The sequence below is a fragment of the Nonomuraea sp. NPDC050451 genome, from assembly GCF_044458585.1.
On record NZ_JBITHZ010000006.1, the window covers coordinates 364,661 to 388,042 of the forward strand.

Consider the following 23,382-nt stretch of genomic DNA (forward strand, 5'->3'; position numbering starts at 1 on the left):
ACCCAAGCCGGTTTGGCGGTTTCGCTTGACGCCAGGCCGGTCGTACCGGGAGATTGGCCAGCGCACCTATGAATGATCTCGATCTGAACACTCTCCTCGGCGCCGAGGACGACGGCGGTCGTACCCGGCGCAATCGCGGCGGCCGTGGCGGCCGCCGGCGGCGTCGGCGCCGCAACCGTGGCGGCTTCATTGCGCCGCTGCTCGCCTTCGTCGTGCTGGCGGGCATCATCGGCGGTGGCGGTTACTACGGCTACCTGTGGCTCAGCGACGCGCTCGTGCCCGACGACTACACCGGCCAGGGCACCGGCGAGGTCGTCGTGGAGATCAAGGACGGCCAGAGCGCCTCGGACGTGGCGCAGGAGCTGGAGCGGCTGGGAGTCGTGGCCAGCGCCAGGGCGTTCACCAACGCGATCGGCAACGCCAACAGGAGCGGCTCGCTGCAGCCCGGCTCGTACAAGCTGCGCAAGCAGATGTCGGCCGCGAGCGCGGTGGCGCTGCTCATCCCGGACAACCGGCTGCTCGCCAAGGTGACCCTCAAGGAGGGGTTGCGCCTGTCCGACACCTTGAAGACGCTGGCCGAGGAGACCGGCAAGCCCGTCAAGGAGTTCGCCGCGGCGGCCAAGGACGTGGACCAGCTCGACCTGCCGAAATACGCCAAGGGCAAGCTTGAGGGATACGCCTTCCCGGCCACGTACGAGGTCCAGCCCAAGAGCACGCCGACGCAGATCCTGGCGGCGATGGTCAAGCGGTTCAACCAGACGGCTGAGCAGCTGGACCTCGAGAGCGGCGCCAAGACCCTCGGCCACACGCCGCACGAGATCATGGTCATCGCCAGCATCGTGCAGGCCGAGGCGGGTCGTCAGGAGGACATGCCGAAGATCGCCCGCGTCATCTACAACCGGCTGGAGAGCAAGCCGCAGATGAAGCTGGCGATGGACAGCACGGTCATGTACGCGCTGAACAAGTACGGCACGGCCGCCTCGTTCGCGGAGACGAAGACCAAGAGCCCGTACAACACGTACCTGCACCTCGGCCTGCCTCCCGGGCCCATCGCGAACCCCGGGGACCACGCGATCGAGGCCGCCCTCAACCCCGCCAAGGGGCCCTGGCTCTACTTCGTCGCCACCGACCCCAAGAGCAACGTCACCAAGTTCGCCACCACGGAGGCCGAGCGGCAGGCGCTGCTGGCCGAATACCGCAAGAACGGCGGCTGACCGGCGGTCCGACGCTCCACCCGCCCGCCCACCCCACGGTGGGCGGGCGTCCTTTTGGGGCCGGTTCCGTGCGATCCAGCCCGCGCGGGACACCCGTCCTTGCGGGCCGCCGTCCGGCGGGTTGCGGGCTCGTGGGGGAGACACCCATCCTTTACGGCTGCGCACGGTGGGCACCTCCCGCCGACGCGCGCCGCCGCCCGTCCAAGGGACGCTCCTCAGGTGATGCGACGACCCGCCGTGACGCGCGCCCCCTGGGCCGTCCGAGCGGCGAAGCGTGGGTGACGGGGCGATAGGGTCGTCATGTTCGGAAGGAGTGTGGATGCGGGCTGCGGTGATGGGGTCGCCCATCGGTCATTCGCTCTCGCCTTACCTGCACCGGGCCGCGTACCAGGCGATGGGCCTCGACGGGTGGAGTTACGAGGCGTTCGAGTGCGACGAGGCGCGGCTGCCCGCGCTGCTGGGCGAGCTGGTGCCCGTACGCGGCCAGGTCACCGACGATGAGCACCCGTGGGCGGGGCTGTCGCTGACCATGCCGCTCAAGCGGGCCGTGCTGCCCCTGCTCGACACCGTGTCCGACTTGGCCGTCGAGGTCGGCGGGGCCAACACCGTGGTCTTCCGCGACGGGCGGCGGCACGGCCACAACACCGACGTCTACGGCATCGAGCAGGCGCTGGCCGAGGCGGGCGTGCCCGCGCCGCGCTCCGCGACCGTGCTGGGCGGCGGCGCCACGGCGGCCTCGACGCTGGCGGCGCTGCGTAACCTCGGGCTGTTCTCGGCGACGCTGCTGGTACGCGACCCCGCGCGGGCGGGGGAGACGGTGGAGGTGGCCGAGCGGCTGGGCGTGGCGCTGGCGGTGGAGACTTTCGACAAGCTCGACGCCTTCACGCGGGTGGATCTGGTGGTCTCGACGCTGCCGGGCGGGGCGGCGGACGCGTTCGCCGACCGGCTGGCGCGGGTGCCCGCGCTCTTCGACGTGGTCTACTCACCCTGGCCGACCAGCGCGGCGGAGGCCGTCCGGGCTGCGGGCGGCACCGTGGTCGGGGGGTTCGCGATGCTGCTGCACCAGGCGGTGCGGCAGGTGGAGCTGATGACGGGCCGGACGGATGTGCCGGTGGAGGCCATGCGCGCGGCCGGCGAGGCGGAGCTCGCTAGGCGGTCGGCCAGTCGAACGGGTTGATCGTCTCGACGTCGAGCCCCACGAAGTCCTTGACGTTGCGGGTAACGAGGGTGCAGCCGTGCGCCTGCACGACGTCGCGGCGGCGCAGGAGCTCGATGCCCTTGCGGATCTCGCCGAACACCATGACGCTCAGGTAGAGGCTGGGCCCGGTGATGGTGTCCAGCCATGCCTGCACGCTGTCGTCCTTGGTGCGCTTGGTCATTTCCGACACGACGTTGGTGCCGAGGAGGTAGCTCACTCGTCGTCTCCGAGATCGATGTCGCGCATCTCGGTGCTCCTGTCGCGGGTGAGGTCGAGCGCGCTCAGGTCGGGACCCGACAGCAGGAACTCCTTGAAGTCCGGCTGCTTGCCCTTGAGCTGGCGGTATTCCTCCATGTCCAGGATCACCACCACGTCCTTGCGGTGCTTCGTGACGATCTGCGGCCCCTCGTCGTGAGCCTTCCTGACGACTTCACTGAAGTGCTGCTTGGCCTCTTGCAGCTGTCATTTGGTCACTCCTGTCTAGACTAGACAGAAGTTTGGTGGACGGGGCTGGGCCAGCAGGGATGATTCGAGGACGCCTGGTCGTTGTGGTAATGTAGCTCTCTGATCGGTCCGGCATGCCATTGCTGGACGCGCAAGCGGAGGTCTCCCTCCCACCTGAGTCGCCGGAAGGCGGACGGGTCCAGGATCACGCCGGACTACTCCGGGGAGCTCAAAGGCCACGAAAGCCGAAGAGCTCAGTGGCCCCGCATGCGCGACGTGCGGGGCTTTTCGCGTTGGCGAGGAGCTCCCGGCACGACGAGCACGTAGGGATCGCAAACCTAGGAGGCCCCATCAGCACTGAGCCCCGCATCAACGAGCGTATCCGAGTTCCCGAGGTTCGCCTCGTGGGCCCGAACGGCGAGCAGGTAGGCATCGTCTCGATTCACGACGCCCTGAAGCTCGCCCAGGAGGCCGACCTCGACCTCGTCGAGGTCGCGGCCACGGCTCGACCGCCCGTGTGCAAGCTCATGGACTACGGCAAGTTCAAGTACGAGTCCGCGATGAAGGCGCGCGAGGCGCGCAAGAATCAGGCGCACACGATCATCAAGGAGATCAAGCTCCGGCCGAAGATCGACCCGCACGACTACGAGACCAAGAAGGGTCATGTGGTGCGGTTCCTCAAGGCGGGAGACAAGGTCAAAGTCACGATCATGTTCCGTGGTCGCGAGCAGTCCCGGCCGGAGTTGGGTTTCCGGCTTCTGCAGCGGCTCGCGGACGACGTCCAGGAGCTCGGTTTCGTGGAGTCCCACGCCAAGCAGGACGGCCGTAACATGATCATGGTGATCGGTCCGCACAAGAAGAAGGCCGAGGCCAAGGCCGAAAAGGCCGCCGCCAAGGCACAGCGTGGCAGCGAGGACACTTCCCCACAGGAAGGATGACCCGCGGTTGGGGTTAGCCTTACAGAGCGCCCCGATTCAGCCACCAGCAGACGAAGACGCCGCGACCGGGTCGGCCCAGCACCGGCCCGGCCCGTGGCACGACCGAAACGAGGAGAGACGGCGACATGCCGAAGATGAAGACGCACAGCGGTGCGAAGAAGCGGTTCCGGCTTACCGGCACCGGCAAGATCAAGCGTCGCCGTGCCAACCGCGCGCACTACAACGAGTGGAAGTCGTCCACGCTGACGCGCCGTCTCAAGAACGAGGTCGTCCTTTCCGACGCCGATTCCAAGAAGATCAAGAAGCTGCTCGCTAAGTAGCGCGATTCCCCGGGGAGAAGAAACATGGCACGCGTGAAGCGGGCGCTCAACGCCAAGAAGAAGCGCAGGGTCGTCCTCGAGAGGGCGAGCGGTTACCGCGGCCAGCGGTCGCGTCTGTACCGCAAGGCCAAGGAGCAGATGCTCCACTCGATGACGTACGCCTACCGGGACCGCAAGGACCGCAAGGGCACCTTCCGCCGTCTGTGGATTCAGCGGATCAACGCCGCCGCCCGCCAGAACGGCATGACCTACAACCGCCTGATCCAGGGTCTGCGCCTGGCCGGCGTCGAGGTCGACCGCAAGATCCTGGCCGACCTCGCGGTCAACGACAGCCAGACTTTTGCCACGCTCGTCGAGGCCGCCAAGAAGGCGCTTCCGGCGAACGTGAACGCTCCGGCCGCGAGCTGAAGAACCGCGAGCTGAGGCGATCGTCTTAATCGAGGGGCCCACCGATGACGGTGGGCCCTTTGTTGCTGTGTGGGGCGTTGCCGTGAGCGACGTCGCCAGGTGGGACGTTCCGGTGAGGGACGCTGCTGTGTAAGGCGTTGCCGTGAGTGACGCCGCCGTGTGGGACAGGGAGAGAGCATGGCCGGGTCCGAGCTGACCAACGTGAAGTCGCCGCGGGTGAAGGCGGCCAGGCGGCTCACCAAGCGGGCCTTCAGGGAACAGGACCGCAGGTTCCTGGCCGAGGGGCCGCAGGCGGTGCGCGAGGCGCTCAAGCTCGACGGCGTGACGCTGGAGCTGTTCAGCACCGCCGAGGCCGAGCTGCGCCACCCCGAGCTGATCACGGAGGCCCGCCTGAAGGGCGTGCCCGTGCACCGGGCCAGCGGCGAGGTCATGTCGGAGCTGTCCCAGACCGTGACCCCACAGGGGCTGGTGGCCGTCTGCACGCTGGTGCACGTGCCCCTGGACAAGGCGCTGCCGGAGCAGCCGCGCCTGGTCGCCGTGCTCGCCCACGTGCGCGACCCGGGCAACGCCGGCACCGTCATGCGGGCGGCCGACGCCGCCGGCGCCGACGCGGTGATCTTCACCGACGCCTCCGTGGACCCGTACAACGGCAAGTGCGTACGCGCCAGCGTCGGCAGCCTTTTCCACTTGCCCGTCGTCATCGGTGCACCGGTGAGCGCCGCCGTGCGTCAACTCAAGGAGCGGGGCCTGCGCGTGCTGGCGGCCGACGGCGCGGGCAAGCACACGCTCGACGATGTTGATCTTAGCGGACCCACCGCGTGGATCTTCGGCAACGAAGCCTGGGGACTGCCGGAGGACGTACTGGCTGAGGCCGACGATGTGGTCAGAGTGCCCATCTACGGACAGGCGGAAAGCCTGAACCTGGCCACCGCCGCGGCGGTATGCCTTTACTCCTCGGCTAGGGCTCAGCGAGTGCCCTAGGCGGCGGGAAACCCGCTATTGTCGGCGTTGTAGGCGGAGGGGGCGAGGTCGTGCACGGCGCAGACACCGACGGGCGAGTAGTGGCCGCCGCGTGCACGATAGCCATCGACGACCTTCCCGACGGCCTCATCGTGACCGACCGAGACGGTTGCGTGCTGGCCGTCAACCGGGCCGCCGCCCGGCTCACCGGCGTCGCCATGGAGCGCGCGGTGGGCGGGCACATGAGCGATGTGTTCCCGTTCCGCGACCACGACGGGCGCGACTGGTGGAAGGCGCTCGACCCCGAGGGCGGGCTGCGCATCAGGAGCAGGGTGCCGGAGCGGCCGCTGCACCTGCCCGGCGGCCAGGAGCTCTACGTCGCGGCCAGGCTCGTACGCGAGCCGGAGCGCGGCGGCGAGGTCGAGCGCGTCACGATCACCCTGCGCGACGGCGGCGCCCGCGCACGGCTGGAGCGCAGCCGCGCCGACCTGGTCTCCACCGTGGCCCACGAGCTGCGCTCGCCGCTGACCAGCGTCAAGGGCTTCACCGCGACCATGCTGGCCAAGTGGGAGCGCTTCACCGACGAGCAGAAGCGCGTCATGCTCGAGACCGTCAACAACGACGCCGACCGCGTCACCAGGCTCATCACCGAGCTGCTCGACGTCTCGCGCATCGAGTCGGGGCGGCTGGAGGTGCGCCGCCAGGTCGTCGACATCCCCGCCAGGGTACGCAGGCTCGTCGCGGGCCGGGTCGCGGCGGGCGAGACCGAGGGCCGTTTTCGCCTGATCGTCGGCGACGACCTGCCGGAGATGTGGCTCGACCAGGACAAGATCGACCAGATCCTGGGTAACCTGGTGGAAAACGCGCTGCGCCACGGGCGCGGCACTGTGACAATCGAGATCGAGTCCGTCGGATGGGGAGTTGCCGTGTCGGTGCGCGACGAGGGCGAGGGCATCGAGCCCGAGCTGGCTCCGCGCGTCTTCAGGCAGTTCTGGCGAGGCGGCAACAGCCGCCGTCGCGGTGGCACCGGGCTCGGCCTCTTCATCGTCAAGGGCCTGGTCGAGGCGCACGGCGGCACGATCACCGTGCAGCGGGCGCCCGAGGGCGGGGCGGAGTTCCGATTTACCGTGCCCACCGGCACGCCCGACTTCGCCACCCCTTAGCGATCGAGTCGGCCCCGGTGGGCGGGCCCCACTAGACTCTTTTCCGCTCAAGCCCTGGATACGGAGCTCACTCTTGTCTGACTACGACCCCGTCGAGGTGACACCGTTGCATGCCGACGAGGTGTCCCGCATGGAGGCCGACGCCATCGCGGCGATCAAGGCGGCCGACAGCCTCGACGCACTCAAGCAGGCCAGGCTGGCGCACGCGGGCGACCGCTCGCCCATCGCCCTGGCCAACCGCGAGATCGGCGCCCTGCCGCCCGCCGCCCGCGCCGAGGCCGGCAAGCGCGTCGGCACCGCCCGTAAGGCGATCAACGAAGCGCTCGCCGCCCGCCAGGCCGAGCTCGAGGCCGAGCGCGACGCGCGGGTGCTCGTCGAGGAGACCGTCGACGTCACCCTGCCGTGGGACCGGCGGCCGCGCGGCGCCCGCCACCCGCTGACCACGCTGCAGGAGCGCATCGCCGACGCGTTCGTCGCCATGGGCTACGAAGTGGCCGAGGGCCCCGAGCTCGAAGGCGAGTGGTTCAACTTCGACGCGCTCAACATCGCCAAGGACCACCCGGCTCGCTCGGACCACGACACCTTCTTCGTCGGGTCCACCGACTCCGGCATGGTGCTGCGCACGCAGACCTCGCCGGTGCAGATCCGCGCGCTGCTCCAGCGCGAGCTGCCGGTCTACGTGATCTCGCCGGGCAAGACGTTCCGCACCGACGAGCTCGACGCCACCCACACCCCGGTCTTCCACCAGACCGAAGGGCTGGCCGTGGACGAGGGCCTGACGATGGCCCACCTCAAGGGCACGCTCGACCGGTTCGCGGAGGTGATGTTCGGCAAGGGCATCACGACCCGCTTCCGGCCCAACTACTTCCCGTTCACCGAGCCGTCCGCCGAGATGGACCTCAAGTGCTTCGTCTGCCGCGGCAGCTCGGCGATCCCCGGCAACCCGCCCTGCCGCACCTGCAAGTCGGAGGGCTGGATCGAGTGGGGCGGCTGCGGCATGGTCAACCCGCGCGTGCTCATCGCCTGCGGCGTCGATCCGTCGCGATACTCCGGGTTCGCGTTCGGCATGGGCATCGAGCGGACGCTGATGTTCCGCCACAACGCCGAGGACATGCGTGACATGGTCGAGGGAGACGTGCGCTTCACGCTCCCGTTCGGAATGGAGATCTGATGAAGGTCCCGCTTTCCTGGCTGCGGGAGTATGTCGATCTCCCGGCGGTCACCGCCCACGAGGTGGCCGACAAGCTCACGGCCGCCGGGCTCAAGCTCGAGTCGATCACCTCGCACGGCCACGACGTCAAGAACGTCGTCGTCGGCGAGGTGCTCGAGATCGAGGAGCTGAGCGGCTTCAAGAAGCCGATCCGGCACTGCAAGGTCGAGACCGGCGAGGCGACGCCGCGCGAGATCGTCTGTGGCGCCACCAACTTCGTCGCCGGTGACCGCGTGCCCGTCGTGCTGCCGGGCGGCGTGCTGCCCGGCGGGTTCGAGGTCGGGGCGCGCAAGACGTACGGGCGCATGTCGGAGGGCATGATCTGCTCCGAGCGCGAGCTCGGGCTGAGCGACGATCACGGCGGCATCATGGTGCTGCCGGCCGACACCCCGATCGGCGCCGACGTGGTCGAGCTGCTCGGCCTGCGCGACGACGTGATCGAGCTGGAGATCACGCCCGACATCGGCTACGCGCTGTCGATCAGGGGCGTGGCCCGCGAGGCGGCGACCGGGTTCGGGGTGGCGTTCCGCGACCCCGCCGACGTCGAGCTGCCCGCCGAGACCGGCACGGCGTGGCCGGCGTCGATCGCCGACCCGACCGCGTGCGACAGGTTCGTGCTGCGCGAGGTCACCGGCTTCGATCCCGCCGCGCAGAGCCCGCTCTGGATGCGGATACGCCTCACGCGCGCCGGCATGCGGTCCGTGTCGCTGGCCGTCGACATCACCAACTACCTGATGCTGGAGCTCGGGCAGCCGCTGCACGCGTTCGACCGCGGCAAGCTGCGCGGCGAGATCGTCGTGCGCCGCGCCGCCGCGGGCGAGCGGCTCGAGACGCTCGACCATGTCGTACGCGAGCTCGACCCCGACGACATCCTGATCACCGACCAGTCGGGGCCGATCTCGATGGCCGGCACCATGGGCGGGCTGGAGACCGAGATCTCCGACGCCTCGACCGACATCGTCATCGAGGCCGCCCACTTCTCCGCGACCGGCATCTCGCGCGAGTCGCGCAGGAACGGGCTGGTGTCGGAGTCGTCCAAGCGCTTCGAACGCGGTGTCGACCGGGAGCTGCCGCTCGTCGCCTCGTGGCGGGCCGTGCAGCTGCTGGCCGAGCTGGGTGGCGGGAGCATCCAGCCCGGGGTCACGCACGCCGAGGTCGAGGTGTCGCCCGCGCGCATCGCGATCCCGTCGAGCTACCCGGGCACCGTGGCCGGCGTCGCCTACTCCAAGGAGACCGTCGTCTCCCGGCTTCAGCAGGTCGGCTGCGTCGTGGTCGACGGCGACGACCCGGCCGTGCGCCAGGGCGGCGTCGACCCGACCGGGGTCGTGACCGGCGGCGCCCTGGCGGCCAAGCTGGCCGTCATTGGCGACGACATGATCACGGTGACGCCGCCGTCCTGGCGGCCCGACCTCACCGACCCCAACGACCTGGCCGAAGAGGTCATCCGGCTGGAGGGCTACGAGAGCCTGCCGTCGATGCTGCCCTCCGCCCCCGCCGGGGCGGGGCTCACCGAGGGCCAGCGGCTGCGTCGCCGGGTCGGCCGGGCGCTGGCCGAGGGCGGCTACGTCGAGGTGCTCAGCTACCCGTTCATCAGCCCCGACGACTTCGACCGGCTGCTCCTGCCCGCCGACGACGCGCGCCGCCGCGCCATGCGGCTGGCCAACCCGCTGTCGGAGGACGAGCCGCTGATGCGCACGACGCTGCTGCCAGGGCTGCTCAAGACCCTGGTGCGCAACGCCGGGCGCGGGTTCTCGGACGTGGCGCTGTTCGAGATGGGGCCGGTCTACCGGCCGCGCGAGGGCGCTCCCGAGGTGGCGCCGGTGCTCGGGATCGAGCGCCGGCCGACCGCCGAGGAGCTCGCCTCGATCGAGTCGGCGCTGCCCGACCAGCCGCTGCGAGTCGCGGTGGTGCTGGCCGGGGAGTTCGAGCGGTCCGGCTGGTGGGGCAGCGGTCGCGCCGCCTCCTGGGCCGACGCGGTGCAGGCCGCGCGGCTGGTCGCGGGCGAGGCGCGGCTGGAGCTGTCCATCAGCGCCGACCAGCACGCGCCCTGGCACCCCGGCCGGTGCGCCGCCCTCTACGTGGGCGACACGCTGGTGGGGCACGCCGGTGAGCTGCACCCGCGCGTCATCGAAGCGTACGGGCTGCCGCCGCGCACCTCGGCCATGGAGCTGGAGCTGTCGCGTCTGGAGCCCGCCATGCCGGGCCCGGTCCAGACGCCGTCGGTGTCGGCCTACCCGGTGGCCACGCAGGACGTCGCGCTGATCGTGCCCGACTTCACCCCGGTGGCCGACGTGGAGGCCGCCCTGCGCGACGGGGCAGGGGAGCTGCTGGAGTCGATCCGGCTGTTCGACGTCTATGCGGGGGAGCAGGTGGGCGAGGGGAACAAGTCGCTCGCCTACACGATGCGCTTCCGCGCCGCGGACCGGACGCTGACGGTGGAGGAGACCACGGCGGCTCGCGACGCGGGGGTGGCCATGGCGGCCGACCGCGTGGGCGCTCAGCTCCGTAGCTCCTGACTCGCGTTCACGGGGCTGGTACGGCGGACGCCGTACCAGCCCCTTTTATTTGAGCCTGTCCCGGTGGCCACCGGTGAGAGCGTAGGCGCCGGTGGCTGGGTCCAGTTCGTGGACGTGCACGACCAGCCGGCCGGTCTCGGCGCGCCGGAAGTGCGGGATCCCGGCCTCGGCGTGGAGGCGCGGCTTGCGCTTCCTGCCGCGGGACCTGGTGTCGCGAGGGACACGGCGCAGGAGGGGATGGCGGCCTTGGGGGCGAAGAAGACCACGCTGCCGTCGATCAGCCCGGAGTGGTTGGGCAGTCGTTCGAGGTGAACGGGCTGGGATGGCAGAATGCCGTCGCATGAGGCAGTTGCTGGTGTTCGCCGAGCGGGACGACGCCGAGGAGGTCGCGGAGACGCTCGGGGAGTGGTTTCCGGCGCTCGGGATGCCGCGGGTGGTGCGGGAGACGCTGGCCGGGGAGGACGACGCCGAGGACGCGCAGTGGCTGGTCGTCGTCGAAGGGGTGGACGAGGGCGCGCTGGCCAAGGTGGACGAGCTGGTGGAGCGGTACGAGGGGTGGCGCGAGGCGGGCTGAGCCCGGCTCAGAGCTGGTCGATCTCGGTGAGGTCGATGGCCAGGTCGAAGGGGACGGATAGTTTGAGGCATTCGTGGTGGATGCCGGTGATGGCGTAGGAGCCGGTGGCGGGATCCAGCTCATAGACATAGACCGTAGGCTTGCCCGAGTTTTTCTCGATCCGCCAGAAGTGTTGAATCGCGGCTTCGGCGTAGAGTTGCGGTTTGCGGTGACGGTCGCGGTCCTTGGACTCGGGAGAGACAACCTCCACGGCGAGGACTACATGTCGTGCCTCGTAGAAGGTCTCGTCGTCGCGTGCGGCGTCGGCCTTGATCACCGTGAGGTCGGGCTCCGGGCGCTGGCTGGGGCCGAGAATGATGGTCATCTCGCGACGCACACGTAGCTCTGGCGGTGCCGCACGGCGCAGCTCGTTCTCAAGGAACGAGACAACGCGCATGTGGAAGGCTCCTTGGGGGCTCACGAAGACCAAGCTTCCATCAATCAACTCTGTGTGCGCAGGCAAATCCGGAATGTGATCGAGAGTTTCCGCGACGAACCCTCCAGGCGGGGGAAACACCCAGTCGGGCAGTGAGGGATGCGTCATCTCTTGGATCACCGCTTCGGCCGTCATGGTCCAACGCTACCAATCTAATGCGCTCACGCCCTGTGAATGCACACATACACAGCATGAGCGTTCGTCGGGCGCGAACGCGGTCCATGGTGGCGGGTCTGGTGGGGGAGAGTGGCCGTATGCGTATCGCAGTGTTGTCCGACATTCATGGGGTGTTGCCCGCGCTCGAGGCCGTGCTGGCCGAGCCCGAGGTGGCCGGGGCCGACGTGGTCGCGCTGACCGGGGACATGGCCGCCGGGCCGATGCCGGTGCAGACGCTGGACGTGCTCGTCTCGCTCGGTGAGCGGGCGTTGTGGGTCAACGGGAACGCCGACAGGGAGCTGGTCGAGGCGGCGCGCGGGAAGGCCAGCGCGTATCCGGTATCCCAGTGGGCGGCCGAGCAGTTGCGGGACGATCAGGTCGAGCTGCTGGCCGGGCTGCCCGATCGGCAGGTGGTCGAGCTCGGGCGGCTGGGGACCACGTTGTTCGTGCACGCGACGCCGCGCAGCGACGAGGAGATGATCCTCGTGGACAGCTCGCTGGAGCGGTGGGCCGAGGTGCTGGCCGGCGAGAGTGCCGGCACCGTGGTGCTGGGCAACACGCACATGCCCTTCGTACGGCTGGCCGATCGGGTGCTGGTCGTGAACCCGGGGTCGGTCGGCATGCCGTACGGGCGGAGCGGGGCGCACTGGGCGCTGCTGGACGGCGACACCGGGGCCGTGACCCTGCGCCGGACCCCGCTCGACGCCGCCCGGGTGGGGGAGCGGCTGGTGCGGGAGAGCGGGTTCGACGGGATCGAGGAATGGGTGGCCGACTACGTGACCGACGTCCACTCCGACGCCGAGGCGCTGCGGGTGTTCGCCAAGTACACCTAGGCGGCGGCGGCCTCCCTGCGGGCCTTCTCCGCCAGGGCGTGCTCGTCGGTCCTGGCGTCGTACCTGCGGAACGAAGGCAGTGCGGCGGCCAGGCCGAGCACGGCGCCCACGCACAGCAGGCCACCCGCCCCGAGGGAGAAGCGGGTGCCGCCGAAGTTGGCCATCAGGCTGGCGCGGGCGTTGCCCAGCATCGGGCCGGACGCGTACGACAGGAGCTCGATCCCGGCCAGCCGCCCGCGCAGCTCCGGCGGGATCGTCTGGTTCCACATCGTCATGCGGAGGATGCCGCTGACCATGTCGGCGGCCCCCGCGAAGGCGATGCAGACGAACACCACCCAGACGTTGGGGGCCAGCGCCGACGAGGCCACCGCCACGCCCCAGAGCGCGGCCGCGATGATCACGCCCAGGCCCTGGCGGTGTACGCGGGCCGCCCAGCCGCCGGTGATCGAGGCGGCCAGCGCGCCCACCGCTCCCGCCGAGTACAGCAGTCCCAGCGCCTGCGGAGCACGCAGCTCGTCGGCCAGGAACGGGAACAATGACGTCCCCATCGCGAACACCATGGCCGCGATGTCCACCAGATACGTGCCCATCAGGTCGGGGCGGCGCACCGCGTACCGCACGCCCTCGACCAGCGACTGCAGCGACGCCGGGGCGGCGTCCTCGGCCGGCGGCAGCGACCTGATCCGCCACAGCAGCGCCAGCGACAGCACGAAGCTCAGCGTGTCGATGCCGTACGCCGCCGCCGGGCCGAAGGAGGTCACCAGCAGGCCGCCCAGCGCCGGGGCGACGATGGCGCCGAAGTTCCAGCGCATGCTCGCCAGCACCGCCGCCGCACCCTGCTGCTCGTGCTTGACCACCTGCTGGAACACTGCCTCCAGGCTGGGTCGCTGCAGGCAGGAGATGCCCGTGGAGACTGCGCCCATCACGTACAGGACCCAGACCTGCGGGGTGGGGAGCATCGCGTTGACCATGAGCGCGCCCGTGGTGACCAGGAGGCCCAGCTCGCTCAGGACGATGATCTTGCGGCGGTCGAGCGCGTCGGCGATCGCGCCGCCCCACAGGCCGCACACCACCATCGGGACGAACTCCGCCAGGCTGACCAGGCCGACTGCCAAGTAGGAGTCGGTCAGCTGCTTCATCTGGTACGGCACCGCGACCATGGTGATGAACGTGCCGAACATCGTGATGACGCCCGAGGCGAAGAGGAGCCGGTAGTCGCGGGAGTCGCGCAGGGGGCTCAGGTCGATGGTGAAGTGGCGCAGGAGGCGCTTCAGTCCGGTGGGCACGAGCGTCAATTTTCCGTCTCGGGTGATGATCGGGGCAAATCGTTTTCGGGCGTGAGCTGGCGCGTCCCTTTGCCGCCGACCGTGGCTGAGGTCCCTCGGAGAAGGGCCCCATGGGAGGGGAAGGGGCGCCGCACGGGGAGGGGCCCTGGGGCAGGAAGGTACCGGTCCCGGAGGCGGTGGGCCCGGAGAGGGCTGTGCCAGAGGAGCTCCATGGCGGAGGGGCCTGGGGTCGGAAGGAGCCCCGGACGGAAGGGGCCAGGCGGGAAGTGCCGGACGGAAGGGGCCAGGCGGATTTAGCCGGGCTGGAGGGGCCCCGGGCCGGAGGGCGCCAGGCTGGAGGGCGCCAGGCTGGAGGGGCGTAACGCCTGGTGGGCGTTTCGCCGCGTGTACGGCATCTCGACCGAACCGCTCGCGCCTGGCGAGCAGCTCCGAGGCGGCAGCCTGGGACCACGGTCGCGAAGCAGCCGTATACGTGCGCCGCCACGATGGGCTGCCCGAGGCCAAGCGACGCGGCCGCGACTCGATCGGGTCCCCCTCGCCGGGGCGCCGCCGGCGACTGCCCGGCGCCGAGCCTGCCCGGACAGCGGGTCCGATGACTCACATCAGGCGGAGGCGTAGTCGGCCAGGGCGGGCTCCAGCAAGTCGAAGGCCTGGGTGGCTTCGGCGGCGATCGTGTGGGCGATCTGGTCGTTGGGGTGTCCGGCGAGGGTGAGGGTCTGGATGCGGTGGAACAGCACGCGGTGGACGGTGCCCAGCAGGGCGGCGGCGGTCTGCACGGTGATGTCGTCGGACCGAGCGGCAGTGACGTCGGCGAGCCTCTGGGTGAGGTGGTGTTCACGCTGGTCGTGCAGGCCGCGCAGGCAGGCGGTCAGGGTGGGGCTGTCGGCGATCATGCAGGCGAACTCCTGGCCGGAGAATCCGGCGACCGGGTCCTGGGCAACCACGGCGTCGGCGAACGCGCGGCGCAGCGCGGCCAGCGCTGATTCCCCTGGGCGTCGTGCGGTGACGGCACGGGCCAGGGAGGCGGCGAACTCCTCCTGGTGGTCCAGGGCCAGGTCTTCCTTACGCGGGAAGTAGTTGGTGACGGTCTTCTTGGCGACGCGGGCCGCGGCGGCGATCTCGGCGATGGTCGTCTGCTCGAAGCCCTGGGCGATGAACAGCCGGGTCGCGTGGTCGGAGATGAGCTGCCGGGTCTCGTGCTTCTTGGTCTCGCGCAGGCCGGCGACCGGGGCGGAAGTCTGGGTAGCCATGACGCAATCTTACCCTCGTAGTATCTTTATGTTGACAGCCTTGGGCGTCTCGGGCTAAATTTACCTCCGTCGTAAATTTATGCGCGATGGAACACCGACTCCGAAGGAGGACGCTCATGCGCAAGCCCACCCACGACGCCGCCGTGCCCATGGTCGAGTTCGCTCGCGTGCCCCGGTCGCAGCAGCCCGAGCGGGCCCCGCTGCACGGCGCCGAACTGCGTCGTCCGCCGTCCGACCACAGCATCCGCGCGTCGCAACAAGTCCGGGGCATGCGCATCGTCCCCCGGCGCCGCAGCTACTGACGCCACCCCACCCCCCCGCACCACAGGAGATCCCGTGCAGTTCATCGCTTCCACTGTCTCGCTGACCGTCGACGACGTCGCCGCCTCCCAGGCGTTCTTCACCACCTACCTGGGCTACACCGTCCAGCAGGCCGCCGACGGCTTCGCCTCCCTGTCGCGCGACGACGCGGTCGACATCGTTCTGCTCGCCCGCGGCATCGAGGTGCTGCCGCCCGAGCAGCGCGACCAGCGTGCCGGCGGTCTGATCCTCGCCTTCACCCTCGCCGGCGGCCTGGCCGAGCAGGAAAAGCGGCTGCGCGACGCCGGGGCGCAGATCACCATGCCGCTGCGCCAGGAGCCCTGGGGCGAAGCCTTGTTCCAGGTCACCGACCCCAACGGCGTGATCGTCCAGTTCGTCGAATGGGCCGCCCCCGAACACCGCTGACCCGCCTCCACGACAAAGGCGCCCTGCTGAGCGGCACCGCGATGTGTGGGAACGCACTCGCCACGTCACTTCCCCCTTGAACAGGAGAAACCGCTATACCCGCGACCTTCAACCACGCCATCATCGCCGCCAAGGACCGTCACGCGCCTTCCTGGGGCCGTTCACCAACGTCCTGCTGGATGAGGGAGTGCTGCTCCAGTTCGCCGAACTGCCCGGAGTCGAGCAGATTCTCATGCAGGGCCGACCCGCAGATGACGCGCCCCGGTGAGACGAACACCGAATACGGCGGACGCGGCGTCTGGTCGGCAATGACGCGTGGTTCGGCTACCAGGCCGCCGTCATGCCCGGGGTGACCATCGGCGACGGCGCCGTGGTCGCCGCCGACGTCCGTCCCGCCGTACACGATCGTCGGCGGGAACCCGGCCAGGACGTCCGCCGCCGCTTCGCCGACGCCGACGTCGGACGACTGCTGCGGGCCGCCTGGTGGGACTGGCCCGCCGACCTGGTGACACCCCCCGGCGACCGGCCGGGCGACCCGGTAAGCGCGCGTGCCACGCTGGAACGCCAGGTGGCCACCATCCGCCGCTGCGGTCATCGACGTCGCCACCACCGCCCGCCGCACGCCCCACCCGATCCGACCAAGGCCACGGCGATCTGCCCGAAGTTACCGTTACCCCGGGCAGATCCGGGGGCCGACGCTCTGCCCTGCACCGACGACGGTGATCTGGGCAGGGCTTTCCGGCGCCGTGGCGGCGGCCGTGCACACGATCTGCGCGACGGCCAGCGCGGACAGTTCGCCCGCCGGAGTGGACAGGGTCACCACCAAGCGGCCGGCGGGCTTGGTGGTCACCGAGAACGGGCCGGCTTCGGGCGGGACGTCGGTGGTGAGTCCGTCCGCCTGTTCCGTCGCGGTGGGTTCGGCAGCCAGCAGCGCGAGCGTGTCCGCTGGGGGCAGTCGACGACCGGGCCGCGTTACCGCGCTGAGCCGGCCGTCCTTCACCAGATAGAGGGTGATCTTCATGGCCGGCGGGATGTTCGGTGCGACGGGTCCGCTCGGCGGGGCGCCGGCGCCGATGGCGTCGCTGGGTTGCACGCCGCAGCCGGTCACGGCGACGAGCGATACGAGGCCCGCGGCGAGCACGCGGCGGGCGAGCCCGGTCCTCACTCGGGGCCTCCGTCCGGATCGTGTGCCCGGCGTGGCAGGCGCAGCGTGAACACGGCGCCGCCGTCCGGGGCGTTGGTGACGGTGAGGTCGCCTCGGTGCAGGCGCGCGTTCTCCCGCGCGATGGCGAGGCCGAGGCCGCTGCCCTCGGACCTGGCCCTGGCCGCGCTGGCCTTGTAGAACCGGTCGAACACGTGCGGCAGCACCGCTTCGTCCAGCCCCGGCCCGTGGTCGCGGACCTCGAGAGCGATCCAGTGCGGGTCGGCGGTAAGCCGTACCGACACCGGTGGCTCGCCGTGCCTCAGGGCGTTGCCGACCAGGTTCGCGAGGATGACGTCCACCCGGCGCGGGTCCAGCTGTGCCGTCACCGCGGGTGGCAGCTCGGTGTGCACCTGCTCCGACCAGCCCCGCGTACGCAGGCTCGCGGGCACCAGCTCGGCCACGTCGACCTCGTTCAGCGCGAGGGCCGCGACGCCGGAGTCGAACCTGCTGATCTCGATGAGGTCGTTCACCAGCCCGGTCAGGTTGAGCGTCTCCTGGCTGACCAGCCTGGCGGCCCTGCCGGCGGGCTCGGGCAGCCGGGCCGCCTCCTCGTCGAGGACGTCGGCGACCGCGGCGAGCGCGGCCAGCGGGGTGCGCAGCTCGTGGGACACGTCGGCCACGAACCGGCGGGCGTCGGCCTCCATCTCGCGCAGCTGCTTGACGTGCCGTTCCAGCTCCGCGGCGGTGTTGTTGAACGTGCGTGCCACGTCGGCCAGCTCATCGGTGCCGCGGACCGCGATCCTGGTCCGCATCTCGCCCTCGCCCAGCAGGCGTGCCGCCCGGCCGAGCTCGCGCACCGGGCGCAGCACACCACGCGTGGCCAGCAACGCCAGGACGACCGCGAACGCCAGGGCCGCCCCGCCGGTGAGCCAGGCGCGTGCGGCGAGCCCGTCGATGCTGCGCTGTTCGGCAAGCAGGCTGCGCGCGCCGTAGACCTCGATGCCGGACACCCGCGTCGTCCCGTCCGGCTCGACGATCAGCAACGGCGCACCGATGATCAGCCAGGGCGTGCCCTGCCGCACCACGCGTTGCCACGCGATCTCGCCGCCGGCCACCTCCTGCCGCAACCTTGGTGAAATCACCCCGAGATCCAAGTCCAGCACCCTCCCGCCCGGCCTCCAGCCCCCCGGCGGGGCAACCGGCGAGTGCATCTCGCGGTAGATGGCGACCGCGAACTCCACGCTGTTCTGGTCCGGCACGGCGGCGGCGATGTCGCCGAGCTCGGTCGGGCCCGGCGTCGCACTCCGCAACGGGAAGACCGCCTCCAGGCGGCTTCTCATCGCCTGCACCGCGGCATCCTGGGTCCGCTGCAGGATGTCGTTGCGGGCCTGGACGTAGAGCCCGCCGGCCACCGCCGCCGCGGTGACCACACACAGCAGTGCGAACGCGGACAACAGGCGGGCACGCAGCCCCAGGCTCGGCCGAGGTGCCACCGGCGGCTTCACACCGGCCCGAACCGGTATCCGAACCCACGCACCGTCTGCACGTAGACGGGCGCCGCCGAGTCGTCCTCGATCTTCGCGCGCAACCGCTGCACGCACGCGTCCACGAGACGCGAGTCGCCGAAATATCCGTGCTCCCACACCGATTCCAGCAGCTGCTGGCGGCTGTGCACCCGGCCCGGCGTGCCGGAGAGCTCGAGCAGCAGGCGCAGCTCGGTCGGGGCGAGGCTGACCGGCACGCCGCGGTTGGCGACCACCAGCCCGGCCCGATCGATGGTCAGGTCCCCGTACCGCTCCAGCTCCGCCTGGTCACGGCCGATCCGCCGGAGCACCGCGCGGATGCGTGCCTCGAGCACCCTGGGCTGCACCGGCTTGACCACGTAGTCGTCGGCGCCCGCCTCCAACCCGGCCACCACGTCCATGTCGTCGCCGCGCGCGGTCAGCATGATGATCGGTACGTCACCGGTGGCCCGGATGCGGCGGCAGACCTCGAACCCGTCCATGCCAGGCAGCATCAGATCGAGCACGACGACGTCGGGAAGGTCCATACGCAGCCGGTCCAGCCCCTGCTCGCCGGACTCCACTGCGCTCACCCGGTGCCCATGCCGGGTCAGGGCCAGGTCAAGGCCCTCCCGCACAGCCGGGTCATCCTCGATCAACAACACTCGCGACACCCCGCCGAGTATCACAGCACGCTCCATAACTCGCCCGCCGGTTCACCCATCCACTGTCGGCCGGTTGTGTCCCCGCCTCGTCCGCGCCGTGTCATGGTTGCGTCACGGTCGCGCCGACGGTCGCGCCGACGGTCGCGCCGACAGTCGCAGCCGTCGATGAACCCTGACATGCGGCGGACGACGTGCGCACATTCGGCGCCAATGGTAGTTCGTCATGAACGAACCACGCACCATCCCATCTCGGCCCGAAGACCGGCTGTAGGCCGCGGTCACGCTGGTGCTCGCCGTGCTGCCGCGGCGCCCGGGACACCACCCTGTGCGGTCGCGGCGATCAGGTGGCCTTGCCGCGGGCGATGTAGAGGTTCATGTCGGTGAAGTCGAGGGTGACGTTGTAGGGCTTGTAGAAGCTGTGGGAGAAGTGGGCGAGCACGTCGAACCCGAAGGGGGCGAGCGACTGGCTCGGGTTCGCGTAGCAGTAGACCTCCTTGGCGGCGGCGTTGCCGAGGCGGATCCCCAACTGCTCGGCCGTGTCCCCGGACATGCCCGCGGCGATCTCGCCGGTTCCGCCGATGGGCACGGCCACCACCCGTGTTCCGGAGCCGGCGATGCTGCCCCTGCTGTGCAGCATGTGCTCACGGGCCAGCCACAGCGGCAGGGGCTCTGCGCCCGCCCGGGTGGCGTCGGCGCGTGCCTCCCTGGCCGTTTCGGGGGTCCGGCGGCGCAGGATCAGCGACCGGCCCGCGTAGTCGAAGATGGTCAGCAAGTGGTAGAAGACCCACGTGCCGATGATGCCGTCGTTGGGCTCCTCTGGCGTATCTGTTTCCGACCACTCCACGGGGATGTTGCGCAGTTCGATGCCGCCCAGCTTGAAGGAGTCCAGCACCCCGAAGTACTGCCACGCGGTGCCGCCCAAGTAATCGATCTTCTGGCTGGCGACGGCGCTCAGCCCGGCCTCGGCTACCTTCGAGGACATGCCCAGCCACCCGGCGCCGGTGTAGAACGTGAAGCGCTTCGGCGGTCCGCCGTTGATCGAGGCCTCTACCAGCGGAAACGGGTCCGTCTGCTGCCAGGGCAGCCGCGCGATGTCGCCGTGGATCCGGTACGGCTCGCCGCGGACCGCCGCGAACCATTTGGCGTAGACCTCCCTGCCGGCCGCTTGCCAACGTGGTACGGCGAGGGAGAACTTGTCCTGCCGGATGTAGCAGTCGCCCAGGAACAGGTTGGCGTCCTTGTCGCCGGGCGCCAGCTCGATGGCCATCTTGAGGTATTTCTCGGCGTCGGGGAACCGGTTGGACAGCAGCCCGACATAGCCGCGCCGGCCGGCACGGCGGCGCCCCGCAACAGCGAACGCCGGTCCCATTCCCCGTCACCAACCAAGGCCTGCCTCCTTTCTTGATCATCTTCGCCGTAGTCCAACGGACGGTCACAGCACGCTCCGTAACTCGCCCGCCGGTCGATCCCATCCACTGTCGACCGTCCGTGTCCCCGCTTCGTACGCGCCGCGTCATGGTTGTGTCACGGCCGCCGCCGACGGTCGCGCCGTCGAAAAACGGTGACATGCAGCGCACGACGCGCGCACATTCGGCGCCGATCGTGGTTCGTCATGAGCGAACCACGCACCATCCCACCCCGGCCCCGAGACCGGCTGTACGCCGTGGCCACGCTGGTGCTCGCCGTGCTCCTGCTGCCCGCGGCGTTCGTCCGCCGTCCCGGCCGCGCCCGCGAACTGGCCTGCTGCTGGGCGTTGGGGATGCGATTCCCCGCTGAGGACCTCACCGGGCTCACCGACGGAGCCATGGCGGCGTTCACCGCGGCGCGCACCGAGGCGCTGTGGCGTCACGGCCAGCTCCTCGGCCTCACCTCGGGATACCGCGATCCCCATGTCCAGCAACGGATGTTCGACGAGGAGGTGCGCCGCTCCGGCTCCCCGGTCTCGGCACGCATGCTCGTGTTACCGGCGGCGGAATCCTCCCATGTCAAGGGCATCGCGCTGGACGTGCGCCCCCACGAAGGCGCGCGCTGGCTCGAGGAACACGGCGCCCGCTACGACCTCTACCGCATGTACGACAACGAGTGGTGGCACTTCGAGTACCGCCCCGACAGCGGCGGCACGCCACCACGACGACGACCTCACCCTGGCGTGGGCTACGTCATCGAGAACGGGGACCAGGTATAGCCCAGGTCCGGGTCCGAGTCCACGTGTGCGATTCGGGGACGTTGACGGGTTTGCGCCCGAGAACCGAACCGATGATCCGACCAGCGCGCCCAAGGGTTCGACCCGGGCGTTCGGAGAGGTGTCAGGGGTATGTCATCGGATGACAACAGGCCCGGCTCGCTGGGATGGCGCCTGCAAGCAGCGCGCGAGATGGCGTTCGTGGGGCGGGAGGAAGAGCTCGCGGTTTTCAACGCGGCGTTGTACGGCGGCGGCTGCAGCGTTCTGTACGTGCACGGTCCCGGCGGCATCGGCAAGTCGGCCTTGTTGCGGCGGTTCGCTCACGAGGCCGCGGTGGCGGGGCGGCCGGTGTCCATGGTGGACGGGCGCATGTTGGAGCCGTCGCCGGCGGCGTCCGAGCTGGTGCTTCGCGATGCGGACGCGGTGCTGCTGGTCGACAACTTCGAACGGATTCAGGGCCTGGAGGGATGGCTGGTCGAGCGGTTCCTGCCGCGGGTGCCCATGGGAGCGCTGGTGGTGGTCGCGGGGCGGAACCCGCCGGATATGCGGTGGCAGGCGGATCCGGGATGGGCGGGCGCGTTGGAGGTGCTGCCGCTGCGCGACCTGCGGGCCGGAGACGCGCAGGCCCTGATGGACTCCTCCGGGGTGCCGGCCGAGTCGCGCGAGCCGCTGCTGGCCTTCGCCGGTGGCCATCCGCTGGCGCTGCTGCTGGGGGCGGCCGTGGCGGTGAAGGACGGCGGGGCCGGCAGGCGGTGGATGCCGAATCAGGACGTGGTGGCCACGTTGCTGGACCAGCTGGTGGGCGAGTTGCCTTCGGCGGCGCATCGGCGTGCTCTGGAGATCTGCGCGCATGCGTACATGACGACGGAGGACCTGTTGCGGGCGGTCTTGCCGGAGGACGCCGGGACGTTGTTCCGGTGGTTGCGGCGGTTGCCGTTCGTGGAGTCGAGCAGCCTCGGGCTGTTTCCGCACGACGTGGTACGGGAGGTGCTGGAGGCGGACCTGCGATGGCGGGATCCCGCGGGGTACGCGGTGATGCACGACCGCATTCATGCGCATCTGGCGGAAAGGGTGCGCACGGCGAGCGATGCGGACGTGCTCGGCGCGGTGGCGGCACTGCTCTACCTGCATCGCGACAACGGGGACCCGGCCGATTTCCACGGCCGCCACGGCGAGGGCGAGTTCCAGGAAGAGGCGTTGCGGGAGGAGGACATCGGCACGTTGCTCCGGGTGGCGACGGCGGCGGAGGGCGCGGCGTCCGCGGCCTGCGCCGCCTTCTGGGCGGAACGGCAACTGGAGGCGTTCCGGCTGTATCGGCGGACCGAAACCGGCGAGCCCGTGGCCTTCTCCGCGTGGTTGCGGTTGGCGGAACTCGATGAGGAGGAGCTGACGGCCGATCCCGTCGTGGCCATGGCGTGGGCGCATGCGCGTGCCACCACGCCGTTGCGCGCCGGTGAACACCTGGCGGTCAGCCGGCTGTGGGCGCTGCCGCCGTATCGCGGGAACTCGCGGGTGATGGATGTGATCCAGTGGCGAGTGATCGGCAATTGTCTGCGGTCCGAACGGATGGCATGGTCATATATCGAGATACGGCATCCGAACCAAGCGTGGGTGGAGCATTTACGGCATTTCGGGATGCATGACATCTCCGAGCAGCCACGGCCGGGGGATGACGCGTACACCCTGCTCGTTCATGACTGGCGCGCGGTGCCCGCGCAGGCGTGGCTGGAGCGGATGAACCAACTGCTCGTCGCGGGGCCTGCCGGCGGCCCGAATGCCGCGACGGCGGAACTGGCGGTGCTGTCCCAGGCGGAGTTCGCCGAGGCGGTTCGCAAGGCGTTGCGCCAGTTGTCGCGGCTGGACGCGCTGGCCGCTTCCCCGCTGACGCGCACCAGACTGATCGCCGAGCGGGCCGGGCAGAACCCGGCCACGGCACTGGGTGACCTGCTCCGTCAGGCGATCGACGACCTGCGTGAGGATCCGCGCTCGGTCAAGTCCCACCGGGCGCTGTCCGTCACGTTCCTTCGCGGCACGCCCACCCAGGAGCTGGCCGCGAAACGACTCGGCCTCCCTTTCACCACCTACCGCCGCCATCTGACGGCCGGCATCGAACGTGTCTGCGCCGACCTGTGGCACCGGGAGCTGCATGGCACCGACGCGCCGGCGTACCGATCCACCTGAGCCGCCACATCGTGCCGGCGCGGCGGCAACGAACGCG

26 protein-coding genes are annotated in these 23,382 nt (G+C 70.2%); 16 read left to right on the plus strand and 10 right to left on the minus strand.

Annotation, left to right across the window (positions count from 1 at the left end; all coding sequences use genetic code 11):
• Positions 1-68 precede the first annotated feature (68 nt).
• Both mltG and ACIBI9_RS22550 read left to right on the plus strand, forming a co-directional pair.
• Positions 69-1,214: an endolytic transglycosylase MltG gene (mltG, locus tag ACIBI9_RS22545; RefSeq protein ID WP_397224105.1), complete on the plus strand. Its 1,146-nt coding sequence runs from the start codon at positions 69-71 to the stop codon at positions 1,212-1,214.
• A gap of 319 nt (positions 1,215-1,533) precedes the next feature.
• Positions 1,534-2,391: a shikimate dehydrogenase gene (locus ACIBI9_RS22550; RefSeq protein ID WP_397224106.1), complete on the plus strand. Its 858-nt coding sequence runs from the start codon at positions 1,534-1,536 to the stop codon at positions 2,389-2,391.
• Here ACIBI9_RS22550 and ACIBI9_RS22555 read toward each other — a convergent pair.
• On the minus strand, positions 2,363-2,629 hold the full coding sequence (locus ACIBI9_RS22555; RefSeq protein WP_397224107.1) for a hypothetical protein: 267 nt from the start codon (positions 2,627-2,629) through the stop codon (positions 2,363-2,365). The two genes, ACIBI9_RS22550 and ACIBI9_RS22555, sit on opposite strands and share 29 nt — an antisense overlap.
• Positions 2,626-2,871: a type II toxin-antitoxin system Phd/YefM family antitoxin gene (locus ACIBI9_RS22560; RefSeq protein WP_397224194.1), complete on the minus strand. Its 246-nt coding sequence runs from the start codon at positions 2,869-2,871 to the stop codon at positions 2,626-2,628. The genes ACIBI9_RS22555 and ACIBI9_RS22560 overlap by 4 nt, the downstream gene beginning before the upstream one ends.
• A 335-nt stretch (positions 2,872-3,206) precedes the next feature.
• Between ACIBI9_RS22560 and infC the strand changes: the two genes are divergently transcribed.
• The 9 genes from infC to ACIBI9_RS22605 all read left to right on the plus strand — a co-directional run bounded on the left by infC (position 3,207) and on the right by ACIBI9_RS22605 (position 10,945).
• Positions 3,207-3,794, plus strand: coding sequence for a translation initiation factor IF-3 (gene infC / locus ACIBI9_RS22565; RefSeq protein WP_090945400.1), 588 nt, complete (start codon positions 3,207-3,209; stop codon positions 3,792-3,794).
• A 125-nt stretch (positions 3,795-3,919) separates the two neighbouring features.
• Positions 3,920-4,114: a 50S ribosomal protein L35 gene (gene rpmI / locus ACIBI9_RS22570; RefSeq protein ID WP_043622108.1), complete on the plus strand. Its 195-nt coding sequence runs from the start codon at positions 3,920-3,922 to the stop codon at positions 4,112-4,114.
• 24 nt (positions 4,115-4,138) lie between these two features.
• Complete coding sequence (gene rplT, locus ACIBI9_RS22575) at positions 4,139-4,522, plus strand: 50S ribosomal protein L20 (protein ID WP_185077087.1); 384 nt, start codon at positions 4,139-4,141, stop codon at positions 4,520-4,522.
• 177 nt (positions 4,523-4,699) lie between these two features.
• Positions 4,700-5,503 carry a TrmH family RNA methyltransferase gene (locus ACIBI9_RS22580; RefSeq protein WP_397224108.1) on the plus strand — a complete coding sequence of 268 codons (804 nt, stop codon included), beginning with the start codon at positions 4,700-4,702 and terminating at the stop codon, positions 5,501-5,503.
• 50 nt (positions 5,504-5,553) lie between these two features.
• Positions 5,554-6,645, plus strand: coding sequence for an ATP-binding protein (locus ACIBI9_RS22585; protein WP_397224109.1), 1,092 nt, complete (start codon positions 5,554-5,556; stop codon positions 6,643-6,645).
• Positions 6,646-6,775: 130 nt separating this feature from the next.
• On the plus strand, positions 6,776-7,816 hold the full coding sequence (gene pheS / locus ACIBI9_RS22590; protein ID WP_397224195.1) for a phenylalanine--tRNA ligase subunit alpha: 1,041 nt from the start codon (positions 6,776-6,778) through the stop codon (positions 7,814-7,816).
• Positions 7,816-10,371, plus strand: a complete 2,556-nt coding sequence (locus ACIBI9_RS22595; protein ID WP_397224110.1) for a phenylalanine--tRNA ligase subunit beta — start codon at positions 7,816-7,818, stop codon at positions 10,369-10,371. Before pheS ends, ACIBI9_RS22595 begins: the two co-directional genes overlap by 1 nt.
• A gap of 63 nt (positions 10,372-10,434) precedes the next feature.
• Entirely contained in the window at positions 10,435-10,683 is a 249-nt protein-coding gene (locus tag ACIBI9_RS22600; RefSeq protein ID WP_397224111.1) for a hypothetical protein, read from the plus strand.
• Positions 10,684-10,711: 28 nt separating this feature from the next.
• A complete protein-coding gene (locus tag ACIBI9_RS22605; RefSeq protein ID WP_397224112.1) occupies positions 10,712-10,945 on the plus strand; it encodes a hypothetical protein in 234 nt (77 codons plus the stop codon).
• A 7-nt stretch (positions 10,946-10,952) separates the two neighbouring features.
• Here ACIBI9_RS22605 and ACIBI9_RS22610 read toward each other — a convergent pair whose 3' ends face one another.
• The gene (locus ACIBI9_RS22610) at positions 10,953-11,555 is read right to left on the minus strand and encodes a Uma2 family endonuclease (RefSeq protein WP_397224113.1); all 603 of its coding nucleotides are present in this window, start codon (positions 11,553-11,555) and stop codon (positions 10,953-10,955) included.
• Positions 11,556-11,674: 119 nt separating this feature from the next.
• Between ACIBI9_RS22610 and ACIBI9_RS22615 the strand changes: the two genes are divergently transcribed.
• Positions 11,675-12,409: a metallophosphoesterase family protein gene (locus ACIBI9_RS22615; protein ID WP_397224114.1), complete on the plus strand. Its 735-nt coding sequence runs from the start codon at positions 11,675-11,677 to the stop codon at positions 12,407-12,409.
• On the opposite strand, the gene ACIBI9_RS22620 is transcribed toward ACIBI9_RS22615, so the two are convergent.
• A complete protein-coding gene (locus ACIBI9_RS22620) occupies positions 12,406-13,695 on the minus strand; it encodes an MFS transporter (RefSeq protein WP_397224115.1) in 1,290 nt (429 codons plus the stop codon). The two genes, ACIBI9_RS22615 and ACIBI9_RS22620, sit on opposite strands and share 4 nt — an antisense overlap.
• Positions 13,696-14,297: 602 nt before the next feature.
• Positions 14,298-14,945 (minus strand): TetR/AcrR family transcriptional regulator, encoded by a 648-nt coding sequence (locus ACIBI9_RS22625; protein ID WP_397224116.1) that lies wholly within the window; start codon positions 14,943-14,945, stop codon positions 14,298-14,300.
• A gap of 86 nt (positions 14,946-15,031) precedes the next feature.
• On the opposite strand from ACIBI9_RS22625, the gene ACIBI9_RS22630 reads away from it, so the two are divergent.
• Together ACIBI9_RS22630 and ACIBI9_RS22635 are read left to right on the plus strand one after the other, a co-directional pair.
• Positions 15,032-15,247, plus strand: coding sequence for a hypothetical protein (locus tag ACIBI9_RS22630; protein WP_397224117.1), 216 nt, complete (start codon positions 15,032-15,034; stop codon positions 15,245-15,247).
• A gap of 34 nt (positions 15,248-15,281) precedes the next feature.
• Entirely contained in the window at positions 15,282-15,671 is a 390-nt protein-coding gene (locus ACIBI9_RS22635; RefSeq protein ID WP_397224118.1) for a VOC family protein, read from the plus strand.
• Positions 15,672-15,810: 139 nt separating this feature from the next.
• On the opposite strand, the gene ACIBI9_RS22640 is transcribed toward ACIBI9_RS22635, so the two are convergent.
• From ACIBI9_RS22640 to ACIBI9_RS22660, 5 genes are all read right to left on the minus strand, one after another.
• On the minus strand, positions 15,811-16,293 hold the full coding sequence (locus ACIBI9_RS22640; protein WP_397224119.1) for a hypothetical protein: 483 nt from the start codon (positions 16,291-16,293) through the stop codon (positions 15,811-15,813).
• Positions 16,294-16,341: 48 nt separating this feature from the next.
• A complete protein-coding gene (locus ACIBI9_RS22645; RefSeq protein WP_397224120.1) occupies positions 16,342-16,836 on the minus strand; it encodes a GerMN domain-containing protein in 495 nt (164 codons plus the stop codon).
• Positions 16,833-18,308: an ATP-binding protein gene (locus tag ACIBI9_RS22650; protein ID WP_397224121.1), complete on the minus strand. Its 1,476-nt coding sequence runs from the start codon at positions 18,306-18,308 to the stop codon at positions 16,833-16,835. Before ACIBI9_RS22650 ends, ACIBI9_RS22645 begins: the two co-directional genes overlap by 4 nt.
• An 8-nt stretch (positions 18,309-18,316) precedes the next feature.
• A complete protein-coding gene (locus ACIBI9_RS22655) occupies positions 18,317-18,991 on the minus strand; it encodes a response regulator (protein WP_397224122.1) in 675 nt (224 codons plus the stop codon).
• A gap of 331 nt (positions 18,992-19,322) precedes the next feature.
• Positions 19,323-20,351: an aspartyl protease family protein gene (locus ACIBI9_RS22660; RefSeq protein ID WP_397224123.1), complete on the minus strand. Its 1,029-nt coding sequence runs from the start codon at positions 20,349-20,351 to the stop codon at positions 19,323-19,325.
• Positions 20,352-20,594: 243 nt separating this feature from the next.
• On the opposite strand from ACIBI9_RS22660, the gene vanY-N reads away from it, so the two are divergent.
• Together vanY-N and ACIBI9_RS22670 are read left to right on the plus strand one after the other, a co-directional pair.
• Positions 20,595-21,167 carry a D,D-peptidase/D,D-carboxypeptidase VanY-N gene (vanY-N, locus tag ACIBI9_RS22665; RefSeq protein ID WP_397224124.1) on the plus strand — a complete coding sequence of 191 codons (573 nt, stop codon included), beginning with the start codon at positions 20,595-20,597 and terminating at the stop codon, positions 21,165-21,167.
• 189 nt (positions 21,168-21,356) lie between these two features.
• Complete coding sequence (locus ACIBI9_RS22670; RefSeq protein WP_397224125.1) at positions 21,357-23,345, plus strand: ATP-binding protein; 1,989 nt, start codon at positions 21,357-21,359, stop codon at positions 23,343-23,345.
• The last annotated feature ends 37 nt before the right edge of the window (positions 23,346-23,382 follow it).

Excerpts from the sequence above, each read along its gene's own strand:
- mltG (WP_397224105.1), top strand. The coding sequence starts at position 69 with ATGAATGATCTCGATCTGAACACTCTCCTCGGCGCCGAGGACGACGGC.
- ACIBI9_RS22550 (WP_397224106.1), top strand. The coding sequence starts at position 1,534 with ATGCGGGCTGCGGTGATGGGGTCGCCCATCGGTCATTCGCTCTCGCCT.
- rpmI (WP_043622108.1), top strand. The coding sequence starts at position 3,920 with ATGCCGAAGATGAAGACGCACAGCGGTGCGAAGAAGCGGTTCCGGCTT.
- rplT (WP_185077087.1), top strand. The coding sequence starts at position 4,139 with ATGGCACGCGTGAAGCGGGCGCTCAACGCCAAGAAGAAGCGCAGGGTC.
- ACIBI9_RS22580 (WP_397224108.1), top strand. The coding sequence starts at position 4,700 with ATGGCCGGGTCCGAGCTGACCAACGTGAAGTCGCCGCGGGTGAAGGCG.
- pheS (WP_397224195.1), top strand. The coding sequence starts at position 6,776 with ATGGAGGCCGACGCCATCGCGGCGATCAAGGCGGCCGACAGCCTCGAC.
- ACIBI9_RS22595 (WP_397224110.1), top strand. The coding sequence starts at position 7,816 with ATGAAGGTCCCGCTTTCCTGGCTGCGGGAGTATGTCGATCTCCCGGCG.
- ACIBI9_RS22605 (WP_397224112.1), top strand. The coding sequence starts at position 10,712 with ATGAGGCAGTTGCTGGTGTTCGCCGAGCGGGACGACGCCGAGGAGGTC.
- ACIBI9_RS22610 (WP_397224113.1), bottom strand. The coding sequence starts at position 11,555 with ATGACGGCCGAAGCGGTGATCCAAGAGATGACGCATCCCTCACTGCCC.
- ACIBI9_RS22615 (WP_397224114.1), top strand. The coding sequence starts at position 11,675 with ATGCGTATCGCAGTGTTGTCCGACATTCATGGGGTGTTGCCCGCGCTC.
- ACIBI9_RS22625 (WP_397224116.1), bottom strand. The coding sequence starts at position 14,945 with ATGGCTACCCAGACTTCCGCCCCGGTCGCCGGCCTGCGCGAGACCAAG.
- ACIBI9_RS22630 (WP_397224117.1), top strand. The coding sequence starts at position 15,032 with ATGGAACACCGACTCCGAAGGAGGACGCTCATGCGCAAGCCCACCCAC.
- ACIBI9_RS22660 (WP_397224123.1), bottom strand. The coding sequence starts at position 20,351 with ATGGGACCGGCGTTCGCTGTTGCGGGGCGCCGCCGTGCCGGCCGGCGC.
- vanY-N (WP_397224124.1), top strand. The coding sequence starts at position 20,595 with ATGAGCGAACCACGCACCATCCCACCCCGGCCCCGAGACCGGCTGTAC.
- ACIBI9_RS22670 (WP_397224125.1), top strand. The coding sequence starts at position 21,357 with ATGGCGTTCGTGGGGCGGGAGGAAGAGCTCGCGGTTTTCAACGCGGCG.